The organism is Rugamonas sp. FW305-51, assembly GCF_058786935.1.
Genome location: NZ_JBYSZG010000016.1, coordinates 41880 through 53954 on the forward strand (window position 1 = coordinate 41880; position 12075 = coordinate 53954).

Genomic DNA, 12075 nt, shown 5'->3' on the forward strand with positions numbered 1-12075 from the left:
CATCAATCCATCAGGGCCTGGGCTTCGGCTACCTGGCTGCGGTAGGCGTCGAAGATCTTGCGCAGGGCGTCGGCCATGGTGGTGGTCGGTTTCCAGCCCAGCTCTTCGCAGGTGTTGGTGATTTTCGGCACGCGGTTCTGCACGTCCTGGTAGCCCGCGCCGTAGTAGGCGCCGGACGTGGTTTCCACGATCTTGACCTGCTTGGCGCCGGTGGCGTATTCCGGGTATTCCTCGGCCAGTTTCAGCATCATGCCGGCCAGCTCGCGGATCGAATAGTTGTTGACCGGGTTGCCGATGTTGTAGATCTTGCCGGAGGCGGCGCCGTCCTTGTTGGCGATGATCTTCATCAGGGCGTCGATGCCGTCGTCGATGTCGGTGAAGGCGCGCTTCTGGGCGCCGCCGTCCACCAGCGAGATGTTCTCGCCACGGACGATGTGGCCGAAGAACTGGGTCACCACGCGTGACGAACCTTCTTTTGGCGTGTGGATCGAGTCCAGGCCGGCGCCGATCCAGTTGAACGGACGGAACAGGGTGAAGTTCAGGCCTTCCATGCCGTAGCCCCAGATCACGCGGTCCATCAGCTGCTTGGCGTTGGAGTAGATCCAGCGCGGCTTGTTGATCGGGCCGCAGATCAGTTCCGAGTTCTCGGGATCGAATTCCTCGTCGTGGCACATGCCATACACTTCCGAGGTCGACGGGAACACCAGGTGCTTGCCGTACTTGGCGGCCGAACGGACGATGGGCAGGTTGGCCTCGAAGTCCAGCTCGAACACGCGCAGCGGCTGCTTGACGTAGGTCGACGGGGTGGCGATGGCCACCAGCGGCAGGATCACGTCGCACTTCTTGACGTGGTACTCGACCCATTCCTTGTTGATGGTGATGTCGCCTTCGAAGAAGTGCATGCGCGATTTGTACGCTTCGTTCTCGAGCACGTCGGTGATGCGGTCAGTGCTCATGTCCATGCCGTAGACGTGCCAGTCGGTCGTTTCCAGGATGCGCTTCGACAGGTGGTGGCCGATGAAGCCGTTGACGCCGAGGATGAGGACTTTTTTCATGTGATCTTCTCTAGGTAATGTTCATTGTCCGCTGGCGGAAGCGGCCAGGCGGGAGTGCAACTGCCCGGCCGTGATGGGAGCACCGTCGGCCGTCAAGGCGGAAATCGTCAGCATACGGCCATCGCCGCACACGCCAAAGATGCAATTATCCACTACTGCCAAGCCCGGACGCAAACTTGCTGCGGCAATGTTGTCGTTCTGATTACTGTTTTGCTTATGCAGGCGTGCCCGCTGCACCACATAGCGCACCCCGCCGAGGTCGGTGAAGGCGCCGGGGTAGGGCGGCGCCACGGCCCGGTGCAGGTTGTAGACCACCTGGGCCGGCTGGCGCCAGTCGATGCGGCCGTCCTCGGGCTTGCGCCCGCCGAAGTAGCCGCCCTGGGTCAGGTCGTTGGGCAGGCGCGGCGCCGTGCCGGCCAGCAGCGCAGGCAGCACGCGCCACAGGGCCTGTTCGGCCGCCACGGTGACCTTGCCGAACACTTCGAAGGCCGTGTCGTCGGGCAGGATGGGCACCTCCATCTGGGCCACGATGGCGCCCGCGTCGGGCTTGACCGTCATTTCGTGCAGGGTGGCGCCGGTCACGTCGGCGCCATGCAGCACGGCCCAGTTGACGGGGGCGCGGCCGCGGAACTGGGGCAGCAGCGAACCGTGCATATTGTAGGCCGGCGCCACGGCCAGCAGCTCGGCCGGCAGCATGTGGCGGTAGTAGAAGCTGAACATCAGGTCCGGTGTGGCCGCCTGCACCTGGGCCAGCAGCTCGGGCGATCTGGCGTCGGCCGGCGTGATGTAGGGGATGCCTTCGGCCTGGCAGACCGAGATGACGGAGTCGAACCAGATGTTCTCGTGCTCGCTGTCCTCATGGGTGACCACCAGGGCCACGTCCACGCCGCCGGCCAGCAGCACTTTCAGGCAGCGCACGCCCACGTTGTGGTAGGCGAAGACGACGGCGCGCGGACGGCGCGCGGACAGGGCGCCGCTCATCGCGCCACCGAGCGTTTTTCCAGCTCGTCCGTGTCCAGCGCTTCATGGCCATGGGTCTGCTGCAGGATGGTTTGCACCACGTAGCGCGGGCGGGCCCGCACTTGCTGGAAGATGCGGCCCACGTATTCGCCCAGCAGTCCGATGCCGAACAGGATCACGCCCATGAAGAAGAAGGCGATCGCGAACAGGGTGAACAGACCTTCGGCCTCGGCCCCCAGGAACAGGCGGCGCACCAGCAGGATGAACACCAGCAGGCCCGAGCCGATCGACAGCGCCATGCCCAGCATGGAGAACATTTGCAGCGGCACCAGCGAGAAGCCCGTCACCAGGTCGAAATTGAGGCGGATCAGGCTGTAGAGCGAGTACTTCGATTCGCCGGCGGCCCGTTCCTCGTGCTCGACCAGGATTTCCGTCGGCTTGCGGGCGAAGCGGTAGGCCAGGGCCGGCACGAAGGTATTCACTTCGCCGCACTGGTTGACCAGGTCGATCACGTTGCGGCCGTAGGCGCGCAGCATATTGCCCTGGTCCGTGATCTTGATGTTGGTGATGCGCTCGCGCAGCTGGTTCATGGCCTTGGAGGCGTAGGTGCGCCAGGCCGAATCCTGGCGCTTGCGGCGGATCGAGCCCACGTAGTCGTAGCCTTCGCGCATCTTGGCCACCAGGTGCTTGATTTCCTCGGGCGGGTTCTGCAGGTCGGCGTCGAGCGTGATCATGATCTCGCCGCGGGCCGCCTCGAAGCCGGCCAGGATGGCCATGTGCTGGCCGTAGTTACCGTTGAACAGCACCACGCGCGTGACGTCGGGGCGGGCGCGGAACTGCTCGGCCAGGATGGAGACCGAGTTGTCGCGGCTGCCGTCGTTGACGAACACGATTTCATAGCTGCTTTGCAGCGCGTCGAGCGCGGGATAAAGGCGGTCGAACAGGGCCTGCAGGCCGGCCTGTTCGTTGTAGATCGGGATGACGACGGATATTTCTGGTTTCATGGGTGATGCAATCGTTGCGGTCATTGCGGTTATTTGATCAGGATGGCTTTGACGGCGGCCACGGCGCGCTCGACGTCGGCCTTGGTCATGGCGTAGAACATGGGCAGCGTCACCGTCAGGCGGCCGATCTTTTCCGACACGGGGAACATGCCTTCCTTGAAGCCCCGTTCGCGGTACAGGGTGAACAGGTGGATGGGCGCGTAGTGGTAGCCGGTGCCGACGTTGTGCTCGGCCATCTGGCGCATGAAGTTGGCGCGCGTGTCCGGGCCCTGGTCGGGCAGGATGATCTGGAACAGGTGGTAGTTGCTGCTGTCGAAGGCTTGCAGCGGCAGCTGGGCGCCGGACTGCGCTTCGAAATCGGCGCCGAAGCAGTCGAAATAGTGGCGCGCCAGCGCGCGGCGGTGGGCCGTGATGGCGTCGATGTTGGCGAACTGGCCCAGGCCGATGGCGGCCATGATGTCGCTCATATTGTATTTGCCGCCCAACACATCGACGTCGATGCCGTCCACGCCGCTGCGGGTGACGCCCTGCAGGCGGTATTTCTCGGCCAGGCGGGCCTCTGCCTCGTTGTTGAGGACCAGGCAGCCGCCTTCGCCGGTGGTGATGTTCTTGTTGGCCTGGAAGCTGAACGAGACGAAGTCGCCGAACGAGCCGATGCGCTTGCCCTTCCACTCCGAGCCGAACGCTTGCGCCGCGTCCTCCACCACGCGCAAGTTGTGCTTGGCGGCGATGGCGTACAGGCGGTCCATGTCGACGGGCAGGCCGGACAGGTAGACCGGGATGATGGCGCGGGTGCGGGGCGTGATGGCCGCTTCCAGCTGGTCGAGGTCGATGTTGCGGGTGACGGGATCGATGTCGGCGAACACGGGCGTGGCGCCCACTTCGATGATGACGTTGGCCGTGGCCACCCACGAAATCGGGGTCGTGATCACTTCGTCGCCGGGGCCGATGCCGGCGATGCGCAGCGCGATCTCCATGGTGCAGGTGCCGGAATTGAAGGTGCGCACGGGGCGGCCGCCGAAGTATTCGGACATCTTCGCCTCGAAGGCCTGGACTTTGGGGCCGCTGGTGATCCAGCCCGAGCGCAGCACCTCGCCGACGGCGGCGATGGTGGCTTCATCGATGGTGGGTTTGGAAAACGGCAGGAAGGGCAGGGCAGCGCTCATATCGGTGGTCACTCTCTTCATCTTGTTCTAGCGGTTGGACGGGCGCTCGTGGCGCACCGTCCCCGGGGCAGCGCATATTTTAAATCTTTCTCGAATGGCCAGGCCATTTTGTTGGCCCGACGGCAAAATCGATACTTAAAAATAAGGTTTAGCTGCGCGCCAGCAGGGCCACGCCGATCAGGATCACGACGATGGCCGCCATCCGCTGCAGCGACACGGCTTCGCCGAAGAAGTACCAGGCGCCCACGGCCGTCACCACATAACCGAGTGAGAGCATGGGGTAGGCGATCGACACGTCCACCCGCGACAGGGCGATAATCCACAGCACCACCGACAGCACATAGCAGGTCAGGCCGCCGATGATGGGCAGCTGGGTGGCCACCTTGAGGCCGATGGCAAACCAGTTGTCCATGGTGAGGTGGATGGCGCCGACGGACTTGGTGCCCGCTTTGAGCAGCAGCTGGGCCAGGGCGTTGAGCAGCACGCCGGTGACGATAAAACTGAAGGTTGCAATATTCATTAAATTGGACAGGTTGGCGGATTACAGGTTGGCGACGGCCATGCGTCGGGTATCTTCGGCCACGACGCGCATGGGCACGCCGCGCGCTTGCAGTTGCTGGTAGTCTTTCACGTCGATGATGGCGATGGCCTTGACGCCGGCCGCCGCATCGCGCCGCCAGACGGCGATCCAGTCCTCGACCTTGGGGATGGACAGCTCGGGCTGCTGTTCCAGGCCGAAGGTGAATTCGTCCCAGTAGTCGACCAGGGTCACGGTGCGGCCCAGGTAGAAAGTCATCGACTGTTCATAGGTGGAGACGGAATAGACCTTGGTGTCCGGTCCCAGTTCGGCCGCGATGCGGTGGGTCAGCGCCTTGCCGGCCCGCAGCTTGCCGTACGGTTCAAAGCCGGCCAGCACCAGCTGGGTGGCCAGGAAGCCGGCGATGGCCAGCGTCAGCACGCTGGCGTCGCGCCGCAGGTGGCGGGCGTGCAGCAGGGCCAGCGCGCCGCCGGCCGCGGCGATGATGGCCGCCGCCAGCACCCACGGCTGGTACGCTTCCAGCATCTTCACTTCGGCCCGGTTGTGCACGGCGACGTGGACGATCTGGGGCACGGCGGCGATGCCGGCCACGCCCACCAGCAACAGCAGCACGGCCGCGAACACGCGGTTGGCGCGCGCCGCGTTTTCCAGGTAGGCGGCGATCAGCAGCGCCAGGGCGGGGAAGATGGGCAGGATGTAGCCGGGCAGCTTGGAGCTCGAATAGCTGAAGAAGAAGAAGATGAACACGGCCCACACCAGCAGCATCAGGCGCGGCTGGAAGGCGCCCCGTTCACGGCGCAGCGCGCCCAGCAGGCTTTGCGGCAGCACGCCCAGCCACGGCAGGATGCCGGGGATGAGCATGACGAAGAAGTAATACCAGGCCCCTTCGCGGTGGTGGGTCTTGAGCAGGAAGCGCTCGAAATGCTCGTGGATGAAGAAGAAGTGGGGCTGTTCCGGATTCTTCAGGGCCACCAGCACGAACCACGGCGTGGCCACGGCGAAGAACAGCAGCAGGCCCTTGCCCAGGTGCAGGCGGGTCCAGATGGCCCAGTCGCGCGCGGCCAGCGTGTAGAGCACCAGCACGGCGCCGGGCAGCACCAGGCCGATCAAGCCCTTGGCCAGCACGGCCAGCGCCATGCCGGCCCAGCACAGCAGCATCCAGTTGCGCTGCCCGGCCGGCGTGGCGGCGTCGCGCTGGGCCAGCAGCAGGGCGCACAGGGCGATGGTCATCATGCCCGACAGGCCCATGTCGAGCGAATCGATCTGGCCCGACGCCACCCAGAACAGGCTGGAGCCGAGCGCCAGCGCGGCGTAGAAGCCGACCCGGGGGCCGAACACCTTGTGGCCCGTGTAGCCCGTCAGCAACACGCCCAGCAGGCCGCACAGGCCCGTCCACAGGCGCGCCTGCCATTCGCCCACGCCGAAGGCGGCGAACGACAGGGCGTTCATCCACGTCTGCAGGGGCGGCTTTTCAAAGTACTTGATGCCGTTCAGGCGGGTGGTGATCCAGTCGCCGGAGGCGAGCATTTCGCGCGCCATTTCCGCGTAGCGGCCCTCGTCGGGCGGCACCAGGGTGCGCCAGCCCAGCACATACAGCCATACCAGGGTGAAGACGAGGGCGAGTGACCACAGCAGTTTTTTGGAGTTGTACAGGTCGTTGTTCATCAGGCCGGCTCACCCGTGCCCGGATTCGCATCCAATACCAGGGCCAGCGTGACCTTGCGGCCTTCGCCCATCAAAATGTTGTAAGTGCGGCAAGCTGCCTGGTTGTCCATGCACTCCACGCCGATGCGGCGCATGGTCAGCGCGGCCGTCAGCTTGGGGTGGATGAAGCGCTGGCGCGCGCCCGTGCCCAGGATCACGACGTCGGGGCCGTGTTCCAGGATCTCGTTGAAATGGGCTTCCGTCAACTCCTCGAAGGCGGGCGCGCCCCAGGCGCGGGGCGCCGTCTCGGGCAGCACGATCAGGCTGAAGTTGTAGCGCCGGGCGTTGATTTCGACGCCGGTGTCGTCGTAGCCGGTGACGGTCTGGTACTGCTGGGTACTGCTGGGATGGAGCTTCATAGGCGAAAAAGACGTGTTCTTGCGGTCGTTGGTCGGCAAAAGAAGCGTCATTGTAGCGTTTTTCCCGGGCCTGCCCCCCGCAAAGGTTGATTAAATGGGAGGCTTTCGGCAGAATGGGTCTTTTCGCATTGCAGCATGGGCCAGGGCCGAAATTGGCAGGCCGCGTCGTTTTGCTCCACCAAGACAGGATTTTATTTTGCGACCGATTCATAAATCGAACAAACTTGCGGAAGTCTGCTATGAGATCCGCGGCCCGGTGCCGGAAAAGGCCCGGCAAATGGAGGAAGAAGGACACAAGATCACGAAGTTGAATATTGGCAACTTGGCCGTGTTCGGCTTCGATCCGCCCGACGAGATCGTCCACGACATGATGGTCAACCTGCCCAACGCGGCCGGCTACACCGATTCCAAGGGCATGTTCGCGCCGCGCAAGGCCATCATGCACTACACCCAGGGCAAGAACATCCGTGGCGTCACCATCGACGACATCTACCTGGGCAACGGCGCCTCGGAACTGATCGTGATGGCCATGAACGCCCTGCTCAACACGGGCGACGAAGTGCTGGTGCCGGCGCCCGACTACCCGCTGTGGACGGCCGCCGTCAGCCTGTCCGGCGGCACGCCCGTGCATTACATCTGCGACGAACAGCAGGACTGGTATCCGGACCTGGCCGACATCCGCAGCAAGATCACGTCCAACACGCGCGCCATCGTCATCATCAACCCGAATAACCCGACGGGGGCCCTGTACCCGGTCGAACTGCTGCGCGAGATCATCGAGATCGCGCGCCAGAACCAGCTCATCATCTACGCCGACGAAATCTACGACAAGGTGCTGTACGACGAAGCCCAGCACGTATCGATCGCCTCGCTGGCCGACGACGTGCTGTGCGTGACCTTCAACGGCCTGTCGAAGAACTACCGCTCCTGCGGCTACCGTTCCGGCTGGATGGTGGTGTCGGGCGAGAAGGCCCATGCCAAAGATTACATCGAGGGCCTCAACATGCTGGCCTCGATGCGTTTGTGCGCCAACGCACCGGGCCAGTTTGCGATCCAGACTGCGCTCGGCGGCTACCAGAGCATACAAGACCTGGTGGGGCCGGGCGGACGCCTGCTCAAGCAACGCGACCTCGCTTACCAGTTGCTGACGGACATCCCCGGCATCACCTGCGTCAAGCCGAAGGCGGCGCTCTACATGTTCCCGCGGCTCGATCCCAAGGTCTACCCGATCGTCGACGACCAGCAGTTCGCCTACGAGCTGCTGGCCGAAACCAAGGTGCTCATCGTCCAGGGCAGCGGTTTTAACTGGATCAACCATGACCACTTCCGCGTCGTGTTCCTGCCCAATTCGGACGACATGACGGAAGCGTTCGGCCGCATCGCGCGCTTCATGGAAGGTTACCGCAAGCGCCACAGCCTGGGCTATTGAGCCGTTTTCGCCCCCTATCCACCGGGCGCCGCCAGTGCGGTGTCCGACATCACCGCAATGAAACGAGTGTTGTTATGAATCCCATCAAAGTAGGTCTGTTAGGCATCGGCAACGTCGGCGCCGGTACGTTCAACGTGTTGCGCCGCAACCAGGAAGAAATCCGCCGCCGCGCCGGCCGCGGCATCGAAGTGGTGGCCGTCTCGGCCCGCAACCTGGAACGGGCCAAGGAGCGCACGGGCGGCCAGGTCAAGGTCGTGGCCGACCCGTTCGACATCGTCAACGATCCCGAGATCGAAATCGTCGTCGAGCTGATCGGCGGCTACGACCTGGCCAAGACGCTGGTGCTGCAAGCGATCGCCAACGGCAAGCACGTGGTCACGGCCAACAAGGCCCTGCTGGCCGTGCACGGCAATGAAATCTTCGCCGCGGCCCAGGAAAAAGGCGTGATGGTGGCGTTCGAGGCGGCCGTGGCCGGCGGCATCCCCATCATCAAGGCGCTGCGCGAAGGCTTGACGGCCAACCGCATCGACTGGCTGGCCGGCATCATCAACGGCACCACCAACTTCATCCTGTCCGAGATGCGCGACAAGGGCCTGGACTTCGCCACCGTGCTCAAGCAGGCGCAGGAACTCGGTTATGCGGAAGCGGACCCCACTTTCGACATCGAAGGGGTGGACGCGGCGCACAAGGCTACCATCCTGGCCGCGATCGCGTTCGGCATCCCGGTGCAGTTCGACAAGGCCTACGTGGAAGGCATTTCCAAGCTCAACGCCATCGACATCCGCTACGCCGAACAACTGGGCTACCGCATCAAGCTGCTGGGCATCGCCAAGCGCGCCAAGGTCAACGGCACGGAAGGGGTGGAACTGCGCGTGCACCCGACCCTGATCCCGTCCAAGCGCCTGATCGCCAACGTGGAAGGGGCCATGAACGCCGTGCTGGTGCAGGGCGACGCCGTCGGTGCCACGCTGTACTACGGCAAGGGCGCCGGCGCCGAGCCGACCGCTTCGGCCGTCATCGCCGACCTGGTCGACATCACCCGCCTGGCCACGGCGGACCCGGAGCACCGCGTGCCGCACCTGGCGTTCCAGCCCAACGAGATGACGGACATCGAGATCCTGCCGATGGCCGAGATCACCACCAGCTACTACCTGCGCATGAACGTGGCCGACCAGCCCGGCGTGCTGGCCGACCTGACGCGCATCCTGGCCGACGCCACCATCTCGATCGACGCCATGCTGCAGAAGGAACCGGCGGAAGGCGAGATCCGCACCGACATCATCTTCCTGACCCACCAGACCCAGGAAAAGAACGTGGAAGCGGCCATCGCCAAGATGGAAGGGCTGGCCAGCGTATTCGGCAGCGTGACCAAGATCCGCCTGGAAAACCTGAGCTAACCGCCCAGCCCGCTTGCGCGGCAACGAGGCCAGCCCCCGGCAACGGGCGCTGGCCTTTCTTTTTTGGATCTTCAGGAAGCCGGAAAAAATGGGGACGTACCCCATTATTTGAGAAACCGGGGACGTAACACGGTTTCTCGGAAAATGGGGTACGTCCCCATTTTTTGGGGGCGACACGGATTGCCGGGAAAACCACAGCGCCGCGTAACAATATATGCGGCGGTGGCGCAACGCCGCCCATAGCGTTACAGTGATAGCGACTATTGGTTCCGCGTTATCCTGAGCGACGCTTGCCACGGGGCGCCAAGCGCCGGCTGGATGGGCGGCCAGGCGGGGCGGCAACCGGTAGTTTCTTGTGCATATATCTTGTTGCGTCAAAGATTAAAAATCGATTACGCTCAATTCACAATGGCCCGCGTGTTGCTTGTGCACGCGGCGACCGGCGGGAACGTGCAGGCTAGCGGCTGATGTCAAGCGGCCATCAAATAATTCCGGGGAGATCGTATGTCTGAATTCTTACGCCGCCTGTCGATCCAGCAAAAGCTGATGTCGAGCATGGCCCTTTGCCTGCTGTTGTTCCTGGTGCTGTCGGCCACGCTGAGCGTGGTCATGACGGGCAACACCATCCGCGAGCGCGTGGTGGGACAGGAACTGCCGGCCGTGGTGGGCGAGATCCGCAACGACATCCTGCGCCAGATCGCCGAACCGCTGGCCGCTTCGCAGGCCGTCGCCAACAACAGCTTCCTGCTGGACTGGGAAAACCAGGGCTTGCCGGACACGGGCGCCGATGCGTGGAAGGCTTATGCCCAGCGCATCCAGGCCAAGATGAAGGCGGCCACCGTGTTCTGGGTGTCCGGCGCCACCGGCAAGTATTACACACCAACCGGGCTGGACCGCACGCTGCACAAGGAAGCGGCCTCCGACCAGTGGTTCTACAGTTTCCTGTCCGGCGGCAAGCCGTACACGCTCGACATCGACAAGGACGTGAGCGCCAATACCTACATGTTGTTCATCAATTACCGTTTCGACGGGGGCAGCGGCAAGGATGGCGTGGCCGGCCTGGGCCTGTCCATCGACAAGCTGGCCGACACCATCCGCAGCTACAAGGTGGGCGAGTCGGGTTATGTGTTCCTGGTGCGGGCCAACGGCAGCCTGCTGGTGCACCGCGACGCCAAGCTGGTGGACGGCAAGCACTTCCTGAAGGACTTGCCCGGCTTTAGCGAAGAGCTGAGCGGCAAGCTGCTGGGCGGCCAGCGTTTCACCACCGTCAACTACAGCGCGCCGGAAGGCAAGCGCATCGTCGCCTCGTCGTTCGTGCCGGAACTGAATATGTACGTGATCGCGGAAGTGCCGGAGCGCGAAGTGCTGGGCCAGGTGACCCGTTCCGTGCTGCTGGCGGCCCTGGTGGGCGGCCTGGTGGGCGGCGGCATCGGCCTGTTCGTGATCTGGCTGGTAAGCCGCGCCATGGCCGCACCCGTGGCGCGGGCCGCGCAGATGCTGGGCCAGATCGCCGACGGCAACGGCGACCTGTCGCGCCGCATGACGGTGGAGACGGGCGACGAGATCGGCATGCTGGCCGACGCCTTCAACCGTTTCGTGTCCTCCCTCAACCGCACCATACGGGAAGTGCGCAACAGCACCGACACCATCGCCACCGCCTCGGCGGAAATCGCCAGCGGCAACCTCGACTTGTCGGCCCGCACGGAAGGGCAAGCGTCCAGCCTGGAGCAGACGGCGTCGGCGATGGAAGAGCTGACGGCCACCGTGTCGCAGAACGCCGACAGCGCCCGCCACGCCAACGAACTGGTGCAGTCGGCCTCCGGCTACGCCACCCAGGGCGGCGAGGTGGTGGGACGGGTGGTCGACACGATGGCCTCGATCAAGGACAGTTCGCGCAAGATCGTCGACATCATTGGCGTGATCGACGGCATCGCCTTCCAGACCAACATCCTGGCCCTGAACGCGGCCGTGGAAGCGGCCCGGGCCGGTGAGCAGGGCCGCGGCTTTGCCGTGGTGGCGTCGGAAGTGCGCAACCTGGCCCAGCGCAGCGCGGCGGCGGCCAAGGAGATCAAGGAGCTGATCGGCGACTCCGTCAACAAGGTCGACGCCGGCAGCACGCTGGTGGACGAGGCGGGCGCCACGATGAGCAAGATCGTCGCCTCCGTCGAGCAGGTGACGAGCATCATGAGCGAGATCGTGGCGGCCAGCCACGAGCAGCGCGACGGCATCGCCCAGGTCAACCTGGCCGTGACGGCAATCGACAGCACCACCCAGCAGAACGCGGCGCTGGTGGAGCAGGCGGCCGCGGCCGCCGCCTCGCTGCAGGAGCAGGCGGCCAACCTGGCGGCCGTGGTCAGCGTGTTCAAGCTCGACGAGCGGGGGTGAGGCGGGCGGTTGGCGGCGACGCTGGCCGCGTTGGCAGGGCGGGCGGTCCTTGCGCGAAGGCCAGGAGGATGGTTGGAA

Annotated in this window: 10 protein-coding genes; 3 read left to right on the forward strand and 7 right to left on the reverse strand. The window is 64.4% G+C overall.

From position 1 onward, the window contains the following. Positions 1-2: 2 nt before the first annotated feature. The 7 genes from AC3WOS_RS13255 to AC3WOS_RS13285 form a co-directional block, all read right to left on the reverse strand. Entirely contained in the window at positions 3-1055 is a 1053-nt protein-coding gene (locus tag AC3WOS_RS13255; protein WP_492716431.1) for a bifunctional UDP-4-keto-pentose/UDP-xylose synthase, read from the reverse strand. Positions 1056-1076: 21 nt separating this feature from the next. After that, positions 1077-2036: a formyltransferase gene (locus AC3WOS_RS13260; RefSeq protein WP_492716432.1), complete on the reverse strand. Its 960-nt coding sequence runs from the start codon at positions 2034-2036 to the stop codon at positions 1077-1079. Then, positions 2033-3019 (reverse strand): glycosyltransferase, encoded by a 987-nt coding sequence (locus tag AC3WOS_RS13265; RefSeq protein WP_492716433.1) that lies wholly within the window; start codon positions 3017-3019, stop codon positions 2033-2035. Before AC3WOS_RS13265 ends, AC3WOS_RS13260 begins: the two co-directional genes overlap by 4 nt. A gap of 29 nt (positions 3020-3048) precedes the next feature. Continuing rightward, the gene (locus AC3WOS_RS13270; protein ID WP_492716529.1) at positions 3049-4185 is read right to left on the reverse strand and encodes a DegT/DnrJ/EryC1/StrS family aminotransferase; all 1137 of its coding nucleotides are present in this window, start codon (positions 4183-4185) and stop codon (positions 3049-3051) included. A gap of 148 nt (positions 4186-4333) precedes the next feature. After that, entirely contained in the window at positions 4334-4705 is a 372-nt protein-coding gene (locus AC3WOS_RS13275) for a DMT family transporter (protein ID WP_492716434.1), read from the reverse strand. A gap of 21 nt (positions 4706-4726) precedes the next feature. Then, entirely contained in the window at positions 4727-6388 is a 1662-nt protein-coding gene (locus tag AC3WOS_RS13280; RefSeq protein WP_492716435.1) for a glycosyltransferase family 39 protein, read from the reverse strand. Continuing rightward, a complete protein-coding gene (locus AC3WOS_RS13285; protein ID WP_492716530.1) occupies positions 6388-6786 on the reverse strand; it encodes an Mth938-like domain-containing protein in 399 nt (132 codons plus the stop codon). The genes AC3WOS_RS13280 and AC3WOS_RS13285 overlap by 1 nt, the downstream gene beginning before the upstream one ends. A 196-nt stretch (positions 6787-6982) precedes the next feature. Here AC3WOS_RS13285 and AC3WOS_RS13290 point away from each other — a divergent pair, with 196 nt between their 5' ends. The 3 genes from AC3WOS_RS13290 (at position 6983) to AC3WOS_RS13300 (ending at position 11997) form a co-directional block, all read left to right on the forward strand. After that, positions 6983-8215, forward strand: coding sequence for a pyridoxal phosphate-dependent aminotransferase (locus tag AC3WOS_RS13290; RefSeq protein WP_492716436.1), 1233 nt, complete (start codon positions 6983-6985; stop codon positions 8213-8215). 74 nt (positions 8216-8289) lie between these two features. Further along, entirely contained in the window at positions 8290-9612 is a 1323-nt protein-coding gene (locus AC3WOS_RS13295; protein ID WP_492716437.1) for a homoserine dehydrogenase, read from the forward strand. Between the two features lie 504 nt (positions 9613-10116). Beyond that, positions 10117-11997 (forward strand): methyl-accepting chemotaxis protein, encoded by a 1881-nt coding sequence (locus AC3WOS_RS13300; RefSeq protein ID WP_492716438.1) that lies wholly within the window; start codon positions 10117-10119, stop codon positions 11995-11997. Positions 11998-12075 lie beyond the last annotated feature (78 nt).

What these genes read in the sequence shown, in the direction of transcription:
- AC3WOS_RS13255 (WP_492716431.1), bottom strand. Translation starts at nt 1,055, where the DNA reads ATGAAAAAAGTCCTCATCCTCGGCGTCAACGGCTTCATCGGCCACCAC.
- AC3WOS_RS13260 (WP_492716432.1), bottom strand. Translation starts at nt 2,036, where the DNA reads ATGAGCGGCGCCCTGTCCGCGCGCCGTCCGCGCGCCGTCGTCTTCGCC.
- AC3WOS_RS13265 (WP_492716433.1), bottom strand. Translation starts at nt 3,019, where the DNA reads ATGAAACCAGAAATATCCGTCGTCATCCCGATCTACAACGAACAGGCC.
- AC3WOS_RS13270 (WP_492716529.1), bottom strand. Translation starts at nt 4,185, where the DNA reads ATGAGCGCTGCCCTGCCCTTCCTGCCGTTTTCCAAACCCACCATCGAT.
- AC3WOS_RS13275 (WP_492716434.1), bottom strand. Translation starts at nt 4,705, where the DNA reads ATGAATATTGCAACCTTCAGTTTTATCGTCACCGGCGTGCTGCTCAAC.
- AC3WOS_RS13280 (WP_492716435.1), bottom strand. Translation starts at nt 6,388, where the DNA reads ATGAACAACGACCTGTACAACTCCAAAAAACTGCTGTGGTCACTCGCC.
- AC3WOS_RS13285 (WP_492716530.1), bottom strand. Translation starts at nt 6,786, where the DNA reads ATGAAGCTCCATCCCAGCAGTACCCAGCAGTACCAGACCGTCACCGGC.
- AC3WOS_RS13295 (WP_492716437.1), top strand. Translation starts at nt 8,290, where the DNA reads ATGAATCCCATCAAAGTAGGTCTGTTAGGCATCGGCAACGTCGGCGCC.
- AC3WOS_RS13300 (WP_492716438.1), top strand. Translation starts at nt 10,117, where the DNA reads ATGTCTGAATTCTTACGCCGCCTGTCGATCCAGCAAAAGCTGATGTCG.